Genomic DNA, 20,643 nt, shown 5'->3' on the forward strand with positions numbered 1-20,643 from the left:
CGTGCGGTCATTTCCCGGCGGCGCCGTTCAGCGCGGTCGTCTCCGCCGCGGGCGCCGCGGCCGGTCCGGCGCCCCGCGCGTCGAGCACCCCGTCGAGCACCCCGGAGTTCATGGCCTTCGCGAGGAACGCGGAGACGCCGAGGTTCTGCACGTCGGTCGTGGACAGCGAGCCCAGCACCTTGGTCAGGTCCTCCGTGAAGGAACCGGAGCCGTCCAGCCAGGGGCCGGCGAGCGCCTGCGCGGTCCGGGAGTGGTCCATGAACCCGTCGACCGACCTGCCGAGCGCGACCGCCTCCACCAGCCGGTCGAGGAAGACCGACTCCCCGCCGACGATGTTGATGTCGGCGTGCTCCAGACCGGTCGCGAGGACGGTGGCCTGCGCCTCGGCGACCTGCCGCTGGACGTCGAGCCCGGCGAGCCGGATCTCCTTCTCGGCGGCCAGGCGCAGCCGGTACTCCTCGTGGGTGCGCGAGGCCTCGTCCAGCGCGGCCATCGCGACCGCCTTCTCGGTCAGGCCGGCCGCCTCGGCCTTCAGCTTCTCGCCGATCGCCGTGGCCTCGGCCAGCGCCTTCTCGCGCGTGCCGGCCGCCTCGGCCAGCGCCTTCTCGCGGACACCGGCCGCCTCGGCGCGCAGCCGTGCCTCGGTGGCCTCCGCCTCGGCGCGGCCGGCCTTCTCGATGACGTCGGCCTCCATGTCCCGCACCCGCACGGCCGCGAGGCCCTCGGCGGCGGCCTCGGCCTGGACGCCCTCGGCGAGGCGGATCTTGGCGCGGGCGTCCATGTCGGCCGCCTTGTTGCGGGCCTCCGCCAGGGTGAGCTCCTCGGCGGCCCGGTGGACGGCGGCCTGCTCGGCCGCCTCCGCCGCCTTGATGTCCTTGACCAGCCTCTCCTGCGCCTCCGCCTCGGCCGCGATGACGACGGCCTGCCGGGTGCGCTCGGCCTCCTCGACCACGCGCAGCCGCTTGATGGACTCCTCCTGCTCGGCGACCGTGCGGTCCACCACGACCCGCTCCCGGATCACCTCGGCGATCTCCCGGCGCTCGGCCTCGACCTCCTTGTCGGCGGCGATGCGGGTCAGCTGGGTCTCCCGGTCGCGGGCGATGACCTCCAGGAGGCGGTCCTTCTCGATCCGCTCGTTCTCGACGGCGATGACCCGCTCGCGGTTCTTCTGCGCGACGGCCACCTCGCGGGCCTGGTTCTCGCGCTGGACGCCGAGCTGCTCCTCGGTCCTGAGGAAGGCGCTCTGCGCCCGCAGCCGCTCCTCCTCCACCACGCGCGCGGTCTCGGCCTCCTCGCGGGCCCGCGCGGTGTCGATCTCCCGCCGCTGCTTGATCTCCGCGTCGGCCTGACGCCGCTCCAGCTCCAGGATGGCCTCGCGGGCGTCGACGTTCTGCCGGGTGATCTCCTTCTGCTCGTTCTGCCGGTACTCGTTCGTCCGGATGTTCTCCACGGCCGTCAGTTCGGTGATCTTGCGGATGCCCTGGGCGTCGAGGATGTTGCCGGGGTCGAGCTGGCTCAGCGGCGTCTGCTCGACGTGGTCGATGGCGGCGTCCTCCAGGTGGTAGCCGTTGAGGTCGATGCCGATGAGCTCGATGATCCGGAAGCGCAGTTCCTCGCGCTTGGTGTAGAGGTCGGTGAAGTCGAGCTGCTTGCCGACGGTCTTGACGGCCTCGGAGAACTTGGCGTGGAACAGCTCCTCCAGGGTCTCCTTGTGGCTGGCCCGTGCCGTTCCGATGGCCTGCGCGACCTTGACGACGTCCTCCACCGTCTTGTTGACCCGGATGAAGAACGAGATCCGGATGTCGGCACGGATGTTGTCCCGGCAGATCAGCCCGTCCCGGCCCATCCGGGAGATCTCGAAGGTCTTCACCGAGATGTCCATGACCTCGGCCTTGTGCAGGACGGGGAGGACGATCCGTCCCGTGAAGGTGACGTCGACGCTGCGCGTCCTGGAGACGATCAGCGCCTTGCCCTGCTCCACCTTGCGGAACAGCCGGCCGGCCACGAGGAGCAGAGCGACGGCGACGAGCAGGACGACGGCGATCAGCGCGCCGGCGCCTCCGGTGATGGCATCCATGAGAAACCCCGTCCGCTTTCTGTCTCCCGGCATCGGGCCGACGCCCATGCCCTCGGGTGGGGCCATCCTGAGGCAGGGTCATCCGTCCGGCATTGCCGTGATCCGGCAGTCTTCGACGTCTCCTCGATGCCGGTCGCACACCCCGGCGGACGGCGTGTCACTCTTGATCGCCGCGCGTCGAGAACGCGACAGGGGCGGGTCCGGAGACGGGGGAGGAACCATGGCGGAGAGGGAGCCGGCCGAGGAGTACCTGGAGGGATACGTCGAGATCCTGGCGGCGGTGTGCGCGACCCGCCGCAGGCTCACCCGGGAGGAGCGCGAGGCCCTGGGCGCGCTCGGGGAACGGGCCGCGGAGGCCGGCATCGGACTGCGGGCCCTCGTCCGGGCCCATCTCTCCGCCGCCCAGCGAGTGCGCCCCGGTCTGCCGCGGGACGCCGCCGAGCACCTCCTGAGCGCCGTCGAGCAGGCCGTGGACGCCTTCGCCGAGGGACACGAGCGGGCCCAGTACCTGGCGGTTCGTCAGGAGGAGGCGGCACGACGTGAGTTCATCGACGACCTGCTCCAGGGCCGGAGCGGTCTGGGCCGGCTGGCGGAGCGGGCCGAACGCTTCGGGCTGCTCCTCTCCCACGCCCACGCCGTCGCCGTCGCCCAGGGCCCGGAGCCGTACAGCGACGGCTACGCGGTCACCCGTACCGTCGAGTCCTCGCTCGTCGCCCGCTTCGGCAACCGCCGCATCCTGCTCACCACCAAGGACGGACGGCTGATCTGCGTCGCCCCGGCCGACGAGCCCGAAGTGCTCGCCCACTTCGCCAAGCAGGCGTACGCGGCGACCGACGGCGGACAGGTGGCGATCGGCCGTGCGCATCCGGGCGCGGGCGGTGTCGTCCACTCCTACGAGGAGGCGCTCAACGCCCTCGCCCTCGCGGCCCGCATGGACCTCAGCGATCCGGTCCTGCACGCCGCCGACCTCCTCGTCTATCCCGTGCTCACCCGCGACCGGCAGGCCATGGCCGAGCTCGTGGGCACCGTCCTCGGCCCGCTCCGCCAGGCCCGGGGCGGCGCCGAGCCCCTGCTCGACACGCTCACGGCGTACTTCGACAGCGGCTGCGTCACCGCCCAGGCGGCCCGCAGCCTCAGTCTCAGCGTGCGGGCCATGACGTACCGTCTCGACCGCATCCACCGTCTGACCGGCGCGGATCCCGGCGATCCCGTCCAGCGCTACACCCTCCAGACGGCCGTCATCGGCGCCCGGCTCCTGGACTGGCCCCACCAGCCGCTGTGACGCGTCGGGCGCCGGTCGCCGGCAGGTCCGTTCTGTTTCGCGAGTGAACCCGAACTGATCGCCGATCTCGTTTAGTTGAACGGTTTCCGGTCGTCTCTGGTGGGCAGGTTTGCAGAGCCGTGGACCGGGCAGCGTCCGGCCTCGCGGCACAGCGATGCGGGCCGGAGTGAGAAGGAGGTCGGTCCCATGACCGTGCGTGCCGTCGAGCTGCCGCAGTTGTGGATGCCCTACGCGCTGCGGGTGAATCCGTATCTCCCGGCCCTGCACGAGGAGAGCGAGTCCTGGGCGCGCGGCATGGGGATGCTGGACGACGGCCGTTGGCCCTCGGCGCGTACCGCGATCTGGACGCGGTCGAAGTTCCACGCCATGACCGTCGACCAGCTGACCGCCTGGACCCTCCCCGACGCCTCGCTCGATGCCTTACGGCTCAACCACCGGTTCAACATCTGGGCCCTCGCCTGGGACGACTACTTCGCCTCCGCCTTCAAGCAGACCGGCGACCTTCCCGCGGCCCGGCGGTTCACCGCCCGGCTGCACGCCTTCCTGCGGCCCGAGCGCGGCGCCCGGCTGCCCGAGCCGGCGAACGCCGTCGAGCGGGGGATCGCCGATCTGCAGCAGCAGCTCTTCCCCCCGAGGCTGGCGCACTGGCGGGGGGAGTTCAACCGGGCCCTGGCGCGGTACGTCGACGCGGGGGTCGAGGAACTGGCCAACAGCCGCAGCGGCCGCATTCCCCACCTGATCGATTACGCCCCGTTCCGCCGGGAGAGCTTCGCCGCCTACACCGCCCCCTACTCCGTCGAGCTGGCCACCGGCGCGCGCATACCCGAACAGATACGGCACACCCGGACCGTCCGCGCCCTGCTCGACGCCTTCATGGACTTCATGGGACTGGCGAACGACATCGCGTCCTACGAAAGGGAGGTGCACGAGGAGAACGACGTCAACAACCTGGTTCTGGTCGTCGGGACGTCCCTGGGCATCTCCCTCCACGACGCCGTGCCCGCCGCCCTGAACCTGGTCAACGCCCGGCTGCGGGACTTCGACCACCTCCGGCGGAGCGAACTTCCGCTGCTCGTACGGCACTTCGGCCTCGACCGCGACGAGCGGACCGAGCTGGAGACCTGGGTCGAGGGGGCCTGCGGCTTCCTCTCCGGCCTCCACGCCTGGTACACCGGGGCACCCCGCTACGCCTCCGGGGACGTTCCGTTCCCGGGGTGAGGGCAGCGGGGCGGTCCCGGCGCGGGCCTACCCCCTGCGCAGAAGGCGCCTGACGCGCGTCAGCCAGGAGGCACGGGGCTCGGGCCCTCGTGCCGCCGTGGGAACGGGCACCGGCCGCGGGGGCGGCACGGGCCCGCCGTCGCTCCGGGGCGGCGGGGCCGGGAGCGGGTCCGGGAGGTCGTCGGACCGGGGCGGGCGCGGGGCGAAGGTCACGGGCAGGGCCGTGAGGTGCCGGGCCCAGGTGGAGGAGCGCCAGCTGAGGCTCTCCTCGGGGACGGCCAGCGCGATGTCGGGCAGCCGGGTGAGCAGGATGTCGATGCCCGCGTCGGCGATGATGCGGCCGATGTCCTGGCCCGGGCACTCGTGCGTGCCCGCGCTGAAGGACAGGTGCGCGCGGTTGTGGTGCACGGGGGTCTCGGAGTCCGGGCGGATCGCCTGGTCGACGTTGCCCGCGGCCAGACCGAGCAGGAGCATGTCCCCCGCCTTGATCTCCTGTCCCCCGAGGGTGGTGTCGGCGTTGGCCCAGCGGCCCGGGCACACCATGAGCGGCGGCTCGTCCCAGAGGACCTGCTCCACCGCCTCGGGCAGGGTCATCTGGCCGCCCGCCAGCGAACCGCGGAACCGGGGGTCGGTGACGACCATGCGCATGACGTTCGACATGAGGTTCGCGGTCGTCTCGTAGCCGGCGAGCAGGATGAGCCGCAGGTGGTGCTGGACCTCCTCGTCGTTGAGCCCGGCGGGATGGGCGAGCAGCGCGGAGGCGATGTCGTGGCCCGGCCGGGCGTGCTTCTCGGCGACGAGCTGTTCGAGGCACTCGAGCACGTAGGCGTTGCTGGCGAGCGAGGTCTCGGTGGCCTTGAAGAGGTCACGGGCGGCGTGCACGAGCTTGGGGGCGGACTCGTCGGACATCCCGAGCAGATGGCTGAGCGTGAGCATGGGCACGGCCTCGGTGAACTGCTCCACCAGCTCCGCCTCGCCGTTCTCGCAGAAGGTGTCGATCACCTGGTGGGCGAAGCGGGTGATGTGGCGCCGGACGCCCCGGTGGTCGAACTGGCTGAGGCCGGCAGTGACCGCGCCGCGCAGCCGCTGGTGCTCCTCGCCGTCCGCGCACACGCAGTCGGGGCGCCAGCCGATCATCGGGATGAGCGGGGAGGTGGCGGGGTCGATCTCCCCGCTGCGCCAGCCGTGCCAGACGCGGGGGTCGCGGGAGAACTGGGTGGGGCGGCTGGCCACGTCGCGGTTCTCCAGGTACCCCAGGACGAGCCAGGCGCGTACGTCTCCGTCGAGCAGGACGGGCGCCACGGGCCCGTGGGCGGCGCGCAGCTTCTCGTACAGGCCCATGGGGTCCGTCTCCGCGGCGGGACCGTAGAGCCGGGTGGCTCCGCCGGGGCCGTCGGCGATGTGGGCCGGGCAGCCCGGGGGCGGGACGGCTCCGGGCTGTGCGGTGGCGTGTTCGGTGGGCGGGACGGTCATGCAGTCTCCTGGGCGGCGGCGAGGGTGCACAGGTAGCCCATCAGCGAGAGCAGGGTGTCGCGGCAGGACGCCCGGTCCCGTGCGTCACAGGTGACGATGGGCACGGTCTCACTGAGGGCCAGAGCGGTGCGGAGGTCGGCGATGGGGTACTTCGGGGCCTCCGGGAAGGCGTTGACGGCCACGACGAACGGGACGCGGCGGTCCTCCAGCCGGGTGATGACCTCGAAGGAGACTTCGATCCTGCGGGTGTCGACGAGGACCACCGCGCCGAGCGCGCCTTCGAAGATGCCGTTCCACAGGAACCAGAAGCGCTCCTGTCCGGGGGTGCCGAACAGGTAGAGGATCAGCTCCTCGTTGATGCTGATCCGTCCGAAGTCCATCGCGACGGTCGTGGTCTTCTTGTCCTTGGCGCCGGGGTTGTCGTCGATCCCGACGCCCGCCTGCGTCATGGTCTCCTCGGTGGTCAGGGGCGGGATCTCGCTCACCGCCCCGACCATCGTGGTCTTGCCGACTCCGAAGCCGCCGACGACGACGACCTTCACCCCCCTGGCGCCGTGGGGCAGCAGCAGGTCGGCGTCGCGCCGGCCGGCGTCGAGCACGTCAGAGCTTGCGTAGTCCATGGATCACCGCCTCCAGTAGGCCGCGTTCGGGGTAGGCCGCCACGGGGACGGGCGCGATGGCCTCGACCCGCTCCTCTTCCACGAGTTTGGAGAGCAGCACGGTGACGACGCTGAAGGGAAGGCTGAGGTATGCGGAGACCTCGGCCACCGAGAGCGGGTACGAGCACAGGGTGAGGATGGCCGCGTGCTCGGGCTGCATGGCGGGGTCGGGCTCGGCCCTCGTCGCGATGAGGGTGACCAGGTTGAAGCTCTTGGCCGCGGAGTCCGGGCCACCGGTAATGACGTAGAGCGGGACGGGTGTGCCTTCATTCCAGGGGTCCTGGTTCTCCGACGTCACATCGCCTGCCCGACGTCCTCACGGGGAGGGCTGGTCATGTGCTGGCCGATCCGGATCACCAGCGTCCGCATGCGGTCGCCGAGGAGTCCGGCGTCCACCTCCTGGTCGGCGAGGACCGCGAGATAGGCCCCGGGGCCGGCCGCCATCAGGGAGAAGTAGCCGCCGTCGGCCTCGATCCCGACCATCCGCGTCGATCCGTCCCCCTGCGGGAACATCTGGGAGATGGCCCGCGCCAGGCTCTGGATGCCGGAGCAGGCGGCGGCGATCGCGTCGGCGGTGTCGGGGGCCGTGTTCGCCTGCCCGATGCACAGGCCGTCCGACGACAGGACGACCACGTGGCGCACGTACGGGACGCTGCTCACGAGCTCCGTGAGCATCCAGTCCATGTTCGGCAGTGGCTGCATGTTACTCGTCCTCATCTGACGGCTCGCTGGGGGAAGGGGAGGGTTCGGCGACCGCTCTCTTGTCGCCTCGCTTGTCGCCGTTGAACGCCTCCCACATCAGACCCGGCTGGCGGGTGCTGCCGGAGGTGCTCCGGGAGGCCGCCGGATCGGCGGGGGCGGGCCCCGTCTGGACGACCGGGGTGGGGACGGGCGACTCGCGTCGTCGCTGCGGGAGCACGGGGGACTCCCGTCGTCGTTGCGGGAGTCCGTTGGCGGTCTTCCTGACCTCCCCGGAGCCCGTGGCGGCGTCGGGTGCCGGTGTCGGCCGGGGCAGGACGGGGCCGCCGCCGGCACGCCTCCGAGCGGCGTCCGGGATCCGCAGGGCGGACTGCGGGACCGTGGTGATCAGACGGCGGGGGACGAGGATCACCGCCCGTACGCCTCCGTAGGCGGAGGTGCGCAGGTCGACCTCGCAGCCGTGCTCGCGCGCCAGCCGGCTGACGACCGGGAGACCGAGCTGAGTGAGCTCGCCGAGGCCCGACAGGTTGATTCCGGTCTGCGACTGCGCCATGACGCGCTCGACGCGCTGCCGGACCTCTTCGGTGAGTCCCACGCCGCGGTCCTCGATCTCGATGGCGATGCCGGAGGGCACCTCGCTCGCGGTCACCTCCACCGGGGTGTGCGGCGGCGAGAACGTCGTGGCGTTGTCGAGGAGTTCGGCGAGCAGGTGCATCAGCGGCTCCGCGCCGGGGCCGATCACCGCCACCTCCGTCACCGACTGCAGCTTCACCCGGGGGTAGTCCACGATGCGTGACATGGCCCCGCGCAGGACGTCGTAGAGCGGGATCGCCTTCGACCACTGACGGCCGGGCCGGGCGTCGCCGAGGACCGCGATGCTGGCCGCGAGGCGGCCGATCAGGGCGTTCCGGTGGTCGACGTTCTGCAGGCCGCGGGAGACCACGAGGTCCGTGCCGTGCAGGATCTGCATGGCGTGGAGGTCCTTGGCGAGCTGGTGCACGATCGCCTGGACCCGGCGCGCGACCGCCACCAGGGCCCGCTGGGAGGCGTCCCGGGTGTGCTCCTCGGCCTCCACGGCCTCCAGGAACGTCCGCAGGGCCCCCTTGAGCGCCTCGGTGTAGTCGGGGTCGAGGTGCTTCCCGAAGGTGACGGCGTTGAGGATCTCCGAGGAGGGGTCGCCCTTCTGCAGACGGGCGACGGTCGCAGGCAGGAGCTCTTCGGCGAGCCAGACGACGGTGGCCCGCTGATCGGCCAGGCGTCCGAGCAGCTCGGCCTCGCGCTGGGCGTGCCGCTCCGCCGCCTCGGTGCTCGCCCGTCTGTGGCGGTCCGCTTCCACCGCGCGGGTTCGGCGCGCGGCGGCGGCGGAGGTGAGGGCCGTCAGGAGGACCGCGGCGAGTCCGCACCAGGCGACCGGTGTCCGTATCGGGGCGGGACAGAGCAGCAGCGCTATGGCGGAGGCCGCGGCCAGGACTCCGGGAGGGAGGAGCCACACCCGGGCGACGGCGGTCGGCCGGGGTCTGGAAATTGAACCTGCACGAACCATCAAGGGGTCCCTAAACCGTCTGAAATGAACGGACTGAGGTGCTGCGATGCGCCGACGGGTCGCTTCGAGATCGCGTCGATGGCCGCTTTCCGCAGCCGCGCTCCGTCCGTGCGCCCGCAGCGTTCATGACTCGCTGTGAGCGCTCCGCAACACATCGGGGAGCATAGTCAGTTCGGGTTCGCCATGTGACCTTGCTGGAAGGACAGCCTCCACCGGTCATTCCATGCAGATAAAAACGACCAACCACCGCATTGAAAATGCAATAAACCGATCAGGTTCTGGCTTCTGCGATACAAGGGAGTGGCCGCCACCCGGACGTCCGGGTGGCGGCCACTCCCCGCCGAGGACAGCGCCTCGACGGTCAGGCGGAGGTACGGGCTCCCCTCTCGCGTCGGCGCAGCCGGACCGCCCCGGCCGCCACGGCACCGGCCAGCAGGACGCCGCCCAGGACGAGCGGGGTGCGCGTGGAGTCCGTCGCGGCCTTCCCGGCGGGGGCCGCCACGGTCTTTCCGGCAGGGGCCGCCGCCACGGCCTTCTCGACAGGGGTTGCCACGGCCTTCTCGACAGGGGTCGCCACGGCCTTCCCGGCACGGCCCGCCGCGCCGGCCGCCCAGCCGAAGCCGGCGTCGACGCCGCCGTGGGGCCGGCCGGAGATGTGGTACGTGACGGTCTGCTTGATCCGCGGCGGACACTTCAGGGTGACCGTGTCCGTTCCGGAGGCGGCGCCCTCCGGGACGACGAACTCGCCCACCAGGACGCCCGACCGGTCGCCCGGCAGGAGGTGGAACCGGCCGCCCGCCTCCGACTCCCCCTTGCCGTAGGTCTCCTTGCCGCACGCGGTGGTGGAGACGGTGACGGTGGTACCGGGCGAGGCGTTCAGGGGGGTGATGCGGACGTCGGACCCCCCGGGCGCGGCGAGTGCCGTGGGGGCGGACAGGACGACGACGCCGACGATCAGGCCGACCTGCAGACCGGTACGTGCGCGACGCATGCTTCTCTCCTTCGGTGGAGCTTTCCGGCCGGCTCCTTCGCGCGGCACCCGTGCTGTGCTCCGTGCACGAGGCAAAGGCCGGTGCGCGGCCCCCGCAACACGGGGAGCGCGTTCGGCCGTCCTCCGGTCGGGCTCACAACCGCCGGCGGCCGCGCCCGTCGCAGCAGGTCACCGCGGTGGGCGTACCGCCCCACGGGTGATCTCGCCCCGCACGCGAACGGCCCAGCGCCGGTACGCCCCGCCGCCGGGGCCCTCCGGCGGCCCCGTCCCGGCCGGGGGATCAGCGGTGGCGGGTCGGAACACCCGCTCATAACTTCACGATATGACGAAACGACAGATCGCCCTCCTGGCGTGCACCGCGGCCCTCACGGCCTCGGGGCTCGGCGCCGCCGCGCCGTCGGCCGCCAAAGGATCGGTGCACCGGGTGAAGCCCGGCGAATCGATCCAGAAGGCCGTGGACTCCGCGCGCCCCGGCGACACGATCCTCCTCGCCCCCGGCACGTACCGCGAGAGCGTCCGCATCACCACCCCGCACCTGACGCTCCGCGGTTCGAGCGTCTTCCCCACCGTCCTCGTGCCCGCGAGCACCCTTGGCGCCGACGCGTGCGCCCAGGCGGGCAACGGCATCTGTGTCACCGGCACCGAGGCCCGCCCCGTCGAGGGCGTGACCGTGCGCTCGCTGACCCTCCGGGGCTTCGCCAAGAACGGCCTGTGGGCCAAGTGGACCGACCGCCTGCGCGTCCAGGGGGTCACCGCCGAGTCCAACGGCACCTGGGGCATCGCCCAGGAGCGCTCCGTCCGCGGCGTGCTGCGGCACAACCTCGCCCGGAACAACGGGGACGCCGGGCTCTTCCTGGCCAACACCGTCACCGAGGAGGGAGGGGCCACCGACACCCACGGCACCGTCGTCAGCGGCAACCGCGTGTCCGGCAACCGGATCGGCATCACCGTGCGGCGCCTGCGGAACCTGACCGTCGACCACAACGAGGCGACCGGCAACTGCGCCGCCGTCTTCGTCGTCGGCGACGAGTCCACGCCGCGCGCCGGGGCGATGAGCGTGCGCCGGAACGACATCCACGGGAACAACAAGCTGTGCCCGAAGACGCCGCGCCTGCCCGCCCTGCAGGGCTCGGGCATCGTGATCACCGGCGCCGAGGACACCGTCGTCGCGCACAACAGGGTCGAGGACAACGTGGGCAGCTCGCCGCTGTCGGGCGGCATCGTGCTGTTCAAGAGCTTCGTGGGCGTCCCCAACGAGCGGATCGAGATCCGCGACAACGTGGCGCTGCGCAACGGCACCGCCGACCTCGCCGACCGCGACGTCTCCAAGACCAACACCTTCCGCGGCAACACCTGCGGCGTCTCCGAGCCCGCGGGCATGTGCTGACCCCCCGCCCCCTCCCCCACCCGTACGGCACGACAGCAAAGGCAAGGCGAAACAGATGACGACCGTCGATTCCGCTCCCCCGCCGCCCATGCGGCTGAGAGAACTCGTCTTCGGCGCGGCATGCGCCGCCGCCGTGCGCGCGGCCGCCCGTCTGGGTGTGGCCGACGCGCTGGGCGACACGCCCATGACCGCCGAGGACCTCGCGGCCGCGGTGAAGACCGAACCGCGGACCCTGCGGCGGCTGTTGCGCGCCCTGTCCTGCCAGGGCGTCTTCACCGAGCAGCCCGACGGCGCCTTCGCGCACACGGAGATGTCCCGTCTGCTGCGCGAGGACGACCCGCACAGCCTGCGCTACATCGCGCTGTGGTGCACCGAGCCCTGGACCTGGGACGTCTGGCCCAAGCTCGACGAGGCGGTGCGCTCCGGCCGGAACGTCTTCGAGGACGTGTACGAGAGGGAGTTCTTCTCGTACCTCAACGAGGAGGCGCCCGAGTCGGCGTACGTGTTCAACCGGGCCATGACGACGTCGAGCAGGCAGTCGGCCGAGGACGTCGCCGCGCTGCTCGACCTGGGCGGGGCCTCCTCCGTCGTGGACATCGGCGGCGGCCAGGGCCACGTCCTGGCGAGCCTCCTGGAGAAGCACCCCTCGCTGCACGGCACGCTGCTCGACCTGCCCGCGGTGGTCGGCAACGCCGATCCCCGGCTGCGGGAGGGCGGCTCGCTCGCCTCCCGGGTCCGGATCGAGCCCGGTGACTGCCGGGAGGACATCCCGGTCCGGGCCGACGTCTACATCATCAAGAACATCCTGGAGTGGGACGACGACAGCACCCGCAGGACGCTGGCGAACGTCCGGAAGGCGGCGCGGCCCGGGGCCCGCGTCGTCGTCATCGAGAACCTCGTGGACGACACCCCGTCGATGAGGTTCACGACGGCCATGGACCTGCTCCTGCTGCTCAACGTCGGCGGCGCGAAGCACACCCGGCAGAGCATGGTGGAGCGGCTCTCGGACGCCGGACTCGTCATCGGCGAGATCCGTCCGGTCAACGCGTACCTCCACGCCTTCGAGTGCACCGTGCCCGCCTGACCGGGCCGGGAGAACCCGAGGCCGCCCGCTCCGCGTCTGACGCGGGGCGGGCGGCCTCGGGTTTCACCGGGTTCCCGGCTCAGGAGCCGGCGTCCCGCTCCCAGCGGTAGAAGCAGTGCGCCATGGCGTCCTTGGGGCTGCGCCAGGTCGCCGGGTCGTACGCGCTGACGTACGCCGACAGGCGCTCGCTGACGCCGCGGAACTCGGGGTGTCCGGCCAGCCTGGCGACGTTCGGCGCCGGGTCCTGCTCGGACTCGATGAGGTGCAGGTAGACGTCGCCGAACTGGAACAGGCTGCGACGGGCGACCCCCACCAGGTGCGGCAGCTCGCCGCGGTCGGAGTCGGCGAACACGTCCGCGATCGCGGGCGCCGAGCCGGGCGCCATGCGGGCGACGATCAGTGCGTGGTGCATCGGTTTCCTTCCTCGGATGGTCCTGGCCCGCGTCCGTCAGGCGGGCGTGACCGGCGCGCTCCGCCGCTCGCGCGCGGCCTGCACGATGCGGTCCCGGATGAGGGCCATCTGGGTGCGGGAGTTGCGGTTGATGTTGTCGGTCATCCACGCGTCGTCGACGGGGGCGTCGGGCTTCATCGCGAAGTCCTGGACCCACCGCATCTGGACTCCGCCGGGCAGCTCCTCGTACTCCCAGGCGATGTCCATGTGCGCGAACGGTCCGGTCTCGACGCGGCGGGCCCGGACCCTGCGGTTCGCGCGGTCCGTGGTGCGCTCCGACACCCAGCTCCAGATCTTGCCGTTCTCGTCCGGGTGCATGGTCAGGCGGAAGGTGGTGGTGTCGCCCTCCCGCTTCAGCACCTCGACGGAGGCATACTCGCTGAAGAGCCGGGGCCAGTTCTCGATGTCGTTGGTGATGTCCCAGACGAGGTCGAGGGGGGCGTCGATGGTGATGCTGTTGTCGGTGTGTCCGGACACGTCAGACTCCTGCGAGGGTGTTGTTGACGAGGGTGACGAACTCCGCCGGCGTCTTGCAGCGCTCGGCGTCGGTGGGCAGTGCCACGCCGTGCCGGTTCTCCAGCTCGCCGACGATGCCGAGGAGGCCGAGCGAGTCGACGCCGAGGCCGCTGAACGGGGTCTCGGGGGCCTCTTCGAGCTGTGCGGGGTCGACGGTGACGCCGGCCGACTGCTTCATCAGCGCGGCCAGTTCGCCGAAGGTGAGTCCGGTGGTGATCATGTGCGTTTCTCCTTCCCCGCCCGGTCCTACCGGGCGAGTCCGCCACCGCGGCGCACGACGAGCGCCGCGTTGGATCCCATGAGTCCCCTGCTGAGGACGAGGGCCGTGCGCAGCTCGGCGGGCCGAGCGCGGGACATCACCACGTCGAGGTCGCAGTCGATGTCGTACACGTTGGGGGTGGGGGGCACGAGGCCGTGTTCCATGGCGAGCACGGCGGCCGCGGTGTCCAGTACGGGTGCCCCGCAGTAGGCCCGGCCGTAGCCGGTCTTGGGCGCCGTCACCGGGACGCGCGTGGCGTGCGCGCCCAGCACGTCGGCGAGCGCCAGGGCCTCGGCGCGGTCCGCCTCCGGTACGCCGAGGGCGTCGAGGAAGACGACGTCGATCTCCTCCGGGGCGCAGCCCGCCTCGTCGAGGGCGACCCGGACGGCGTGGGCGAGCCCCTCCCGGGACTCCTTCCAGCGGGAGGCGCCGGTGAAGGTGGCGCCGTGGCCGGCGACCGTGGCCCGTGCGGTCGCGCCCCGGTCGAGGGCGCGGGCCTCGTCCTCGACGAGGAGCATGGCGCCGCCCTCGGCGGGGACGAAGCCGCAGGCCTTGGCCGTGAAGGGGCGGTAGGCGCGGTCCGGGTCGTCGACGGTGCTCAGCTCCGGGTAACCGAGCTGGCACACCATCGAGTACGGGGCGAGGGGGGCCTCCGCGGCGCCGACGACCATCGCGCCGGTCCCCCGCCGGACGGCTCGGGCGGCGTGGGCGAGGGAGTCGAGGCCGCCGGCCTCGTCGCTCGCGACCACCCCGCACGGGCCCTTGAAGCCGTGCCGGATGGAGATCTGGCCGGTGCTCGCGGCGTAGAACCAGGCGATGGACTGGTAGGGGCCGACGAACTTGGAGCCCTGGCCCCACAGCTTCTGCAGCTCGCGCTGGCCGAACTCGCCGCCGCCCGATCCGGCGGCGGTGACGACGCCGACGGAGAAGGGGTCCTCGATGCCGTCCTCGTGGGCCAGGCCGGCGTCGTCGAGGGCGAGGGCCGCGGCCGCCATGGCGTAGTGGGTGAACCGGTCGGTCTGGACGAGGAAGCGCTCGTCGATGAGGGCCGAGGCGTCGAAGCCCTCGACCTGGCCCGCGACCTTGAGGGGCAGGTGCTCGCAGCCCTCGCGGGTGATCCGGCCGAGAACGCCGAGGCCCTCCCGGACGGACTTCCAGTACGCGTCGGTGCGCAGTCCGTTGGGGGCGATCACACCGATTCCGGTGACGACCGCCCGCCGTGGCCGCTGTGTGCTCATCGTTTCCTCCCGCCCGGCCCGGTCAGGAGCACGGCGGACTGGAACCCGCCGAAGCCGCTGCCGACGGAGAGCACGTTCCTCAGCTTCCGGGGGCGGGCGGTGCGCGGCACGTAGTCCAGGTCGCACTCGGGGTCGGGGATCTCGTAGTTGGCGGTCGGGGGCACCACCTGGTGCTTCAGGGCGAGCACGCAGGCGGCGACCTCTATCGCGCCGATCGCCCCGAGCGAGTGGCCCACCATGGATTTGATGGAGCTCATGGGCGTGTCGTACGCGTGGGAGCCCAGGGAGCGCTTGACGGCGGCGGTCTCGTGCCGGTCGTTCTGGCGGGTGCCCGAGCCGTGCGCGTTGACGTAGTCGATCGCCGTGGGGTCGAGCCTGGCCTGGTCGAGCGCGGTGTCGATCGCCCGGGCCATCTCCAGTCCCTCGCCGGTCAGTCCGGTCATGTGGTAGGCGTTGCCGTAGGTGGCGTAGCCGCTGATCTCGCAGTAGATGTGCGCGTCGCGGGCCCTGGCGTGCTCGTACTCCTCCAGGACGAGGACCGCCGCGCCCTCGCCCATGACGAAGCCGTTGCGGCGGTCGTCGAAGGGCTTGGAGGCGTGCTCGGGGTCGTCGTTGTCGGGCGACGTGGCCTTGATGGCGTCGAAGCAGGCCATGGTGATCGGGGAGATCGGCGAGTCAGACGCCCCGGCTATGACGACGTCCGCCCTGCCTTCCTCGATGGTGTGGAAGGCGTAGCCGACGGCGTCGAGGCCGGAGGTGCAGCCGGTGGAGACGGTCTGCACCGGGCCGTGGGCCCCGAACTGTTCGGCGACCACCGCGGCGAGCGTGCTGGGCGCGAACGCCAGGTGCAGCTTCGGGTCGGCGGCGCGGTGGTCCACGTCCCACCGCCGCCCGCCCTCGCTGACCAGGACGTAGTCGTGCTCCAGCCGGGTGGTGCCGCCGACGGCGCTGCCGAGGCTGACGCCGACGCGCCAGGGGTTCTCGGCGGCGGTGTCGAGCCCGGAGTCGCGGACGGCTTCTTCCGCGGCGACGGCGGCGAACTGGACGTACCGGTCGTTGTGCTCGCTCAGTTCGGGAGGCAGACCGTGGGCGTAGGGGTCGAAGTCGCACTCGGCGGCGATGCGGGAGCGCAGGCCGACGGGGTCGAACAGGGTGATGCCCCGGGTCGCCGTCCGCCCCTGCGAGAGGAGGTCCCAGAACGCCGCCGTGCCGGCGCCGCCCGGTGCGACCACGCCGATGCCGGTGACGGCCACGCGCCGGGTCACTCGAGGGCCCCCTCCCGCTCGAGCGCCCGTCCATGGTCGCCGTCGCAGGAGTGCGGTTCCGTCGCGGCCGTCTCCTCTGTGTCGACGTGGCCGAGGCTCGGGTGCGGGGCGAGGGGGCCCAGGTGGAAGACCATGCGGGCCTCCACGTCGCCGACGTTGCGGAACCGGTGCCGGACGTCGATGGGGATCAGCAGCCCCTGGTCCGGCAGGAGCGTGTGCGTCTCGCCGTCCAGGTCCACTTCGAGCAGGCCCTGGACGACGTACACGAACTCCTCGGAGTACGGGTGGTAGTGCTCGCCGATGCGGTCGCCCGGCTGGATGATGGCCAGCCCCATGAAGCCGCTGGTGGAGCCCACGGTGGCGGGCGTGAGCATGGCCCGCAGGTCACCTCCGCGTCTGCGGTTGGGTTCCGTGTCGCTCAGGTTCACGATGCGCGGACGCTGCTGGAGCATGGTTGATACCTCCGGGTGTGGCGATGACGTGTGACGCACGGTCGGGCGCGGGCCCACCGTGGGTGCCAGGGGCGAGGCCCACGGTGGGGGGCCGGGGAGCCTGGACCGTTTCCTCAGGAGTCGGCCGCGCGACGGTCGGTGACGGGCAGCATGTCGGCGTGCGACAGGAGCCGGTTGAGGTTGCGCTCGGTGTCCAGTGACCCCTCGACGCCGATCGCGGCACCGTCGAGGAGACGTTCGAGGACCTTGGCCTTCCGCTCGCCCTTGACGCCGAGGGCGGCGACGGGGTCGAGGTCGAGTTCGCCCTCGACGTCGACGAGGCGCACCACGACGTCGTCGCGCTGGAAGACGGTGCTGCCGTACACGGGGCTGTCGGGGTCGACCGCCGCCTCCGCGTCCTGCTGGGCGAGCAGCCGCGCCAGGTCCGAACCGCGACCCTCCTTCGCCGGGTAGTACAGGGCGTGGCGCCGCAGGTCGGTCGGTTCGGGGCGGGCGGAGACCACGTGGTGCACGGCCGGGAGGGCCGCCCGGGTGAAGAAGAGGCGGGCCGACTCGGGGTCGGTGAGGTCCCGGTCCTGCTCCAGGTAGGGGTTGATGGCCTCCTCGACGGCCCGGACGCCGGGCTGCCGGGCGACGTGCCGCAGCGCGGACAGGAGGTCGCCCTCCACCTCGACGGCCCGCACGACGCGGTTGCCGTGCATGAACAGCGAGGTGCGGCGCAGCCGCGTGTTCTCGTCGACCTGGGCCTCGGGCGACTCGTAGCCGGCCAGGAGCTCCGCGACCTTCGACTCGGAGCCGGGCTTGACGGTGAAGGTGAGCGCGTGACGGGTCACCCCGTCGCCCACGCGGGCCGCCACCTGCTCGCCCGAGGCGGCCTGGGGCGAGAGCGGCCGCTGCGCGCCGGTCTCCCGGAGGATGCTGTAGCGCATGGACCGGGTGTCCCGGACGCAGCTGTGCATCGGCTTGACCACCTCGACGTGATCCTCGCTGTTCACCCAGGCGAGGAAGGGCGGGGCGCTCTCCCACTCACTGGTGATCAGCCACTGCGAGGGGTTCTCGATGGACTGGCACAGCTGGTCGCTGATGTGGCCCGGGACGGCGGCCACCTGCTTGCGCATGACCTCGTACGCCTCCAGGAACTGCTGCTGGGCTCCGTCGTACAGGTCGAGCAGCAGGATCACCCGCAGCCTGGACCCGTCGAACACCGACTGCGATATGCGTGGCGTGGTGGTCATCCGGCGCACCTCTTTCTCCTCATGAGAGCGGGAAGGGACCGCCGGGCCGGGAAGGCCGGGGTCGTCATGTACCGAACCTTCACGCGACCCCGACATCCACGCGAGCCCCACGGAGCGGATGAGTGAACCGCGCGTCATTCGGGTGGCCCTCGCGCACGGTCCCGGGCTCGGCAGGGCAGGCATGTGCATCCCATCCCCGACCCGCGTCACCGGTGACGCTGGAGGCCATCGATGAACCGAACCGAAGCGACCGGTGAGATCGGACACCGCACGCCCGTCCTCATCGTGGGCGGCTCCCTGGTGGGCCTGTCCACCTCGCTCTTCCTGGGACGCCTCGGGGTGCCGCACACGCTCGTCGAGCGTCATGCGGGCACCTCGATCCACCCGCGCGGACGCGGGAACAACGTGCGCACCATGGAGGTCTTCCGGGGCGCCGGTGTCCGCGGGCGCATCCACGAGGCCGCGAAGACCCTGTCGGCGAACAACGGGATCCTGCAGACGCCGACCCTGGTGGGCGATGCCGGCGAGTGGCTGTTCCGGCACATCGACCCGGGTGGCGGCCTGGCCCGGTTCAGCCCCGCCGAATGGTGCCTGTGCAGCCAGAACGACCTCGAACCGGTGCTCCTGGAGAGCGCGCGGGAGCTGGGCGGGGACCTGCGGTACTCGACCGAGCTGATGTCGTTCGAGCAGGACGACGAGGGGGTGACGGCCCGGGTCAAGAGCCGGGAGACGGGCGAGCACACCACGGTCCGGGCGGACTACCTCGTCGCGGCGGACGGCCCGCGCAGCCCGATCCGCGAGCAGCTCGGCATCGGGCAGACCGGCCCGGGCGACCTGTTCCACAACGTGAGCGTCACCTTCGAGTCGCGCGACCTCGCGGCCGTCGTCGGCGACCGCCGCTTCATCGTCTGCTACCTCACGAACCCGGAGGGGGACGGGGCGCTCCTGCCGGTGGACAACGCCGAGCGGTGGGTCTTCCACGCCCCCTGGCACCCCGAACTCGGGGAGACGCTCGAGGAGTTCACCGACGAGCGGTGCAGGGAACACATCCGGCGCGCCGTGGGCGTGCCGGACCTGCACGTGGAGATCACGGGCAGGGCGCCCTGGCACGCGGCCGAGCGGATCGCCGAGCGGTACGCGGACGGGCGGGTGTTCCTGGCCGGCGACTCGGCCCACGAGATGCCGCCCACGGGGGCCTTCGGCTCCAACACCGGCATCCAGGACGCGCACAACCTCGCCTGGAAGCTCGCCGCCGTACTGGACGGCTGGGCCGGTCCCGGTCTGCTCGCGTCCTACGACGCGGAGCGCCGGCCGGTCGCGGAGGCGACCAGCGCCCGCGCCTCGTCCCGCTCGGTCGAGCACAGCCACCCGGGGTACTCCCCCGAGCCGGGGTCGGGCGGCCCGGGCGGGAAGCAGGGCGGCATCCTCAACGTGGCGCTGGGCTACCGCTATCCGCACGGCGCGGTCCTGGGCGCGGACCCGGCGGTGCCGGTCGTCCCGGACGGCCTGCGGCTGACGGGCGAGCCCGGCAGCCGCGCGCCGCACCTGTGGCTGGACCGCGCGGGTGACCGGATCTCCACCCTGGACCTGTACGAGCGGTCCTTCGTGCTGCTGAGTTCGGCGGGGGCCATCGGCGGCTGGCACACGGCGGCGGCGCGCGTCGCCGAGCGGCTGGCGGTGCCCCTCGACTCGTACCGGATCGGCGACGGGCCCGACGCGGAGCTCTCGGTCCCGGGCGGCGAGGACTGGGCGGAGGCCCACGGCGTCACCGTGAACGGTGCGGTGCTGGTCCGCCCGGACGGATTCGTCGCCTGGCGGTCCGAAGGGACGTCGGAGGACCCGGAATCGGCCGTACGGGCGGCCCTCACGGCGGTGCTCGCCCTGGACTGACGGGCCGGTCCGCACGGCGGCGACGCCCACCGGACGGGCGGGGCGTTCCGCGTTCCCACGGGAGCGGACCGCCCCGCCCGTCGGCGTCGGTGGCGGTCCGGGGGCCGCGGGCCGATCGTCCCGCGGCCGACGCGGCCCCGGCAGACCTGCGTCGACCCCCACCGACCTGGGACGTTCCGAGGCCGCGCGTTAGGGTGTGGGGTGCTTCCGCGAACCCTTCTCACCGGCCCGTCGCTCGCCGACGCCGCGCTCCTCTCCCACGGGGAAGGGGGCCAGGAGTGGCCGCTCCTCGTGTGGGCCCCGGGTCCGGGCGTCCGCATGGTGTCGAGCGCCGTCCTCGGCGGAGGCATCGGCGAGCGCCGGTGGGTCGTCAACGCCCAGGTCCCGCCCGGCTACACCCGGCTCGACCCCGTCGCCCACCTCCGTGACCTGGCCTCCGGGGCCGGCCTCGAAGGCGCGGGCGTAGGGCTCATGACCGCGGCGTCGGTCGCGGACCGGCGGCACGCCGTGGACGGCGGCGCGCAGGCCCTGGTCACCGCCGGGATCGGGGTACGGGGGTGGGCCGCCTCCCCCGGAGCCGGCGGCGTGGCGGCGCCGAGGCCCGGCACGATCAACATCATCGTGTCCCTGCCGGTGCCGCTCACGGACGCCGCCCTCGTGAACGCGGTCGCCACCGCCACCGAGGCCAAGGTGCAGGCCCTGGTGGAACTGGGCGCCGACGCCTCCGGCACGCCGACGGACGCGGTCTGCGTGGCCGCGCCCTCGCCGGCCGCCGGCGCCGGGAGCTGCGTCGAGTCGTTCGCCGGACCGCGGTCGCTGTGGGGCGCGCGGCTCGCCCGCGCCGTGCACGCGGCGACGCGGGCGGCCTGCGCGGAGCTGCCGGCCTCCCCGTCCGGCACCTGCTGACCCGGGCGCCCGCGCCCC

At 72.5% G+C, this 20,643-nt stretch carries 20 protein-coding genes; 6 read left to right on the forward strand and 14 right to left on the reverse strand.

The window, feature by feature from the left end; all coding sequences use genetic code 11:
• Positions 1-7: 7 nt before the first annotated feature.
• Positions 8-2,077 (reverse strand): flotillin family protein, encoded by a 2,070-nt coding sequence (locus tag ACFYUZ_RS25730; RefSeq protein ID WP_389312967.1) that lies wholly within the window; start codon positions 2,075-2,077, stop codon positions 8-10.
• A 220-nt stretch (positions 2,078-2,297) separates the two neighbouring features.
• Between ACFYUZ_RS25730 and ACFYUZ_RS25735 the strand changes: the two genes are divergently transcribed.
• Entirely contained in the window at positions 2,298-3,359 is a 1,062-nt protein-coding gene (locus ACFYUZ_RS25735; RefSeq protein WP_389312969.1) for a PucR family transcriptional regulator, read from the forward strand.
• A gap of 186 nt (positions 3,360-3,545) precedes the next feature.
• Positions 3,546-4,577, forward strand: a complete 1,032-nt coding sequence (locus tag ACFYUZ_RS25740) for a hypothetical protein (protein ID WP_389312971.1) — start codon at positions 3,546-3,548, stop codon at positions 4,575-4,577.
• A gap of 27 nt (positions 4,578-4,604) precedes the next feature.
• Here the strand turns inward: ACFYUZ_RS25740 and ACFYUZ_RS25745 are convergent, their stop codons facing one another.
• From ACFYUZ_RS25745 to ACFYUZ_RS25770, 6 genes are all read right to left on the reverse strand, one after another.
• Positions 4,605-6,050, reverse strand: a complete 1,446-nt coding sequence (locus ACFYUZ_RS25745) for a cytochrome P450 (RefSeq protein ID WP_389312972.1) — start codon at positions 6,048-6,050, stop codon at positions 4,605-4,607.
• Complete coding sequence (locus tag ACFYUZ_RS25750; RefSeq protein ID WP_389312974.1) at positions 6,047-6,670, reverse strand: ATP/GTP-binding protein; 624 nt, start codon at positions 6,668-6,670, stop codon at positions 6,047-6,049. Before ACFYUZ_RS25750 ends, ACFYUZ_RS25745 begins: the two co-directional genes overlap by 4 nt.
• Positions 6,651-7,007 carry a DUF742 domain-containing protein gene (locus ACFYUZ_RS25755; RefSeq protein ID WP_093872449.1) on the reverse strand — a complete coding sequence of 119 codons (357 nt, stop codon included), beginning with the start codon at positions 7,005-7,007 and terminating at the stop codon, positions 6,651-6,653. Before ACFYUZ_RS25755 ends, ACFYUZ_RS25750 begins: the two co-directional genes overlap by 20 nt.
• Positions 7,004-7,411 (reverse strand): roadblock/LC7 domain-containing protein, encoded by a 408-nt coding sequence (locus ACFYUZ_RS25760; protein WP_229860368.1) that lies wholly within the window; start codon positions 7,409-7,411, stop codon positions 7,004-7,006. The genes ACFYUZ_RS25755 and ACFYUZ_RS25760 overlap by 4 nt, the downstream gene beginning before the upstream one ends.
• Position 7,412: 1 nt before the next feature.
• Positions 7,413-8,900, reverse strand: a complete 1,488-nt coding sequence (locus tag ACFYUZ_RS25765) for a sensor histidine kinase (RefSeq protein WP_389312975.1) — start codon at positions 8,898-8,900, stop codon at positions 7,413-7,415.
• A 412-nt stretch (positions 8,901-9,312) separates the two neighbouring features.
• Positions 9,313-9,942 carry a sortase gene (locus ACFYUZ_RS25770; RefSeq protein WP_389312976.1) on the reverse strand — a complete coding sequence of 210 codons (630 nt, stop codon included), beginning with the start codon at positions 9,940-9,942 and terminating at the stop codon, positions 9,313-9,315.
• A 322-nt stretch (positions 9,943-10,264) separates the two neighbouring features.
• On the opposite strand from ACFYUZ_RS25770, the gene ACFYUZ_RS25775 reads away from it, so the two are divergent.
• Positions 10,265-11,329: a nitrous oxide reductase family maturation protein NosD gene (locus ACFYUZ_RS25775; RefSeq protein WP_389312978.1), complete on the forward strand. Its 1,065-nt coding sequence runs from the start codon at positions 10,265-10,267 to the stop codon at positions 11,327-11,329.
• Positions 11,330-11,384: 55 nt separating this feature from the next.
• A complete protein-coding gene (locus tag ACFYUZ_RS25780) occupies positions 11,385-12,413 on the forward strand; it encodes a methyltransferase (RefSeq protein WP_389312979.1) in 1,029 nt (342 codons plus the stop codon).
• Positions 12,414-12,492: 79 nt separating this feature from the next.
• Here ACFYUZ_RS25780 and ACFYUZ_RS25785 read toward each other — a convergent pair whose 3' ends face one another.
• The 7 genes from ACFYUZ_RS25785 to ACFYUZ_RS25815 form a co-directional block, all read right to left on the reverse strand.
• Positions 12,493-12,825 (reverse strand): TcmI family type II polyketide cyclase, encoded by a 333-nt coding sequence (locus tag ACFYUZ_RS25785; protein WP_389312981.1) that lies wholly within the window; start codon positions 12,823-12,825, stop codon positions 12,493-12,495.
• A gap of 36 nt (positions 12,826-12,861) precedes the next feature.
• Positions 12,862-13,341 carry an SRPBCC family protein gene (locus ACFYUZ_RS25790; RefSeq protein WP_389312983.1) on the reverse strand — a complete coding sequence of 160 codons (480 nt, stop codon included), beginning with the start codon at positions 13,339-13,341 and terminating at the stop codon, positions 12,862-12,864.
• A 1-nt stretch (position 13,342) separates the two neighbouring features.
• The gene (locus ACFYUZ_RS25795) at positions 13,343-13,600 is read right to left on the reverse strand and encodes an acyl carrier protein (protein WP_389312985.1); all 258 of its coding nucleotides are present in this window, start codon (positions 13,598-13,600) and stop codon (positions 13,343-13,345) included.
• Positions 13,601-13,626: 26 nt separating this feature from the next.
• Positions 13,627-14,877, reverse strand: coding sequence for a ketosynthase chain-length factor (locus tag ACFYUZ_RS25800; RefSeq protein WP_389312987.1), 1,251 nt, complete (start codon positions 14,875-14,877; stop codon positions 13,627-13,629).
• Positions 14,874-16,142, reverse strand: a complete 1,269-nt coding sequence (locus tag ACFYUZ_RS25805; protein WP_389312989.1) for a beta-ketoacyl-[acyl-carrier-protein] synthase family protein — start codon at positions 16,140-16,142, stop codon at positions 14,874-14,876. Before ACFYUZ_RS25805 ends, ACFYUZ_RS25800 begins: the two co-directional genes overlap by 4 nt.
• Positions 16,139-16,594, reverse strand: coding sequence for a cupin domain-containing protein (locus ACFYUZ_RS25810; protein WP_030690528.1), 456 nt, complete (start codon positions 16,592-16,594; stop codon positions 16,139-16,141). Before ACFYUZ_RS25810 ends, ACFYUZ_RS25805 begins: the two co-directional genes overlap by 4 nt.
• 113 nt (positions 16,595-16,707) lie before the next feature.
• Entirely contained in the window at positions 16,708-17,829 is a 1,122-nt protein-coding gene (locus tag ACFYUZ_RS25815; protein ID WP_389312991.1) for a SchA/CurD-like domain-containing protein, read from the reverse strand.
• Positions 17,830-18,060: 231 nt separating this feature from the next.
• On the opposite strand from ACFYUZ_RS25815, the gene ACFYUZ_RS25820 reads away from it, so the two are divergent.
• Together ACFYUZ_RS25820 and ACFYUZ_RS25825 are read left to right on the forward strand one after the other, a co-directional pair.
• On the forward strand, positions 18,061-19,719 hold the full coding sequence (locus tag ACFYUZ_RS25820; protein WP_389312992.1) for an FAD-dependent oxidoreductase: 1,659 nt from the start codon (positions 18,061-18,063) through the stop codon (positions 19,717-19,719).
• Between the two features lie 201 nt (positions 19,720-19,920).
• The gene (locus ACFYUZ_RS25825) at positions 19,921-20,625 is read left to right on the forward strand and encodes an adenosylcobinamide amidohydrolase (RefSeq protein WP_389312994.1); all 705 of its coding nucleotides are present in this window, start codon (positions 19,921-19,923) and stop codon (positions 20,623-20,625) included.
• Positions 20,626-20,643: the final 18 nt, after the last annotated feature.

The sequence above is a fragment of the Streptomyces sp. NPDC004266 genome, from assembly GCF_042874095.1.
Classification (GTDB): domain Bacteria; phylum Actinomycetota; class Actinomycetes; order Streptomycetales; family Streptomycetaceae; genus Streptomyces.

Bases quoted from the DNA above. Each gene is read 5' to 3' on its own strand.
- ACFYUZ_RS25730 (WP_389312967.1), bottom strand. From the start codon at position 2,077: ATGGATGCCATCACCGGAGGCGCCGGCGCGCTGATCGCCGTCGTCCTG.
- ACFYUZ_RS25735 (WP_389312969.1), top strand. From the start codon at position 2,298: ATGGCGGAGAGGGAGCCGGCCGAGGAGTACCTGGAGGGATACGTCGAG.
- ACFYUZ_RS25740 (WP_389312971.1), top strand. From the start codon at position 3,546: ATGACCGTGCGTGCCGTCGAGCTGCCGCAGTTGTGGATGCCCTACGCG.
- ACFYUZ_RS25745 (WP_389312972.1), bottom strand. From the start codon at position 6,050: ATGACCGTCCCGCCCACCGAACACGCCACCGCACAGCCCGGAGCCGTC.
- ACFYUZ_RS25750 (WP_389312974.1), bottom strand. From the start codon at position 6,670: ATGGACTACGCAAGCTCTGACGTGCTCGACGCCGGCCGGCGCGACGCC.
- ACFYUZ_RS25760 (WP_229860368.1), bottom strand. From the start codon at position 7,411: ATGCAGCCACTGCCGAACATGGACTGGATGCTCACGGAGCTCGTGAGC.
- ACFYUZ_RS25770 (WP_389312976.1), bottom strand. From the start codon at position 9,942: ATGCGTCGCGCACGTACCGGTCTGCAGGTCGGCCTGATCGTCGGCGTC.
- ACFYUZ_RS25775 (WP_389312978.1), top strand. From the start codon at position 10,265: ATGACGAAACGACAGATCGCCCTCCTGGCGTGCACCGCGGCCCTCACG.
- ACFYUZ_RS25780 (WP_389312979.1), top strand. From the start codon at position 11,385: ATGACGACCGTCGATTCCGCTCCCCCGCCGCCCATGCGGCTGAGAGAA.
- ACFYUZ_RS25785 (WP_389312981.1), bottom strand. From the start codon at position 12,825: ATGCACCACGCACTGATCGTCGCCCGCATGGCGCCCGGCTCGGCGCCC.
- ACFYUZ_RS25795 (WP_389312985.1), bottom strand. From the start codon at position 13,600: ATGATCACCACCGGACTCACCTTCGGCGAACTGGCCGCGCTGATGAAG.
- ACFYUZ_RS25800 (WP_389312987.1), bottom strand. From the start codon at position 14,877: ATGAGCACACAGCGGCCACGGCGGGCGGTCGTCACCGGAATCGGTGTG.
- ACFYUZ_RS25810 (WP_030690528.1), bottom strand. From the start codon at position 16,594: ATGCTCCAGCAGCGTCCGCGCATCGTGAACCTGAGCGACACGGAACCC.
- ACFYUZ_RS25815 (WP_389312991.1), bottom strand. From the start codon at position 17,829: ATGACCACCACGCCACGCATATCGCAGTCGGTGTTCGACGGGTCCAGG.
- ACFYUZ_RS25820 (WP_389312992.1), top strand. From the start codon at position 18,061: ATGAACCGAACCGAAGCGACCGGTGAGATCGGACACCGCACGCCCGTC.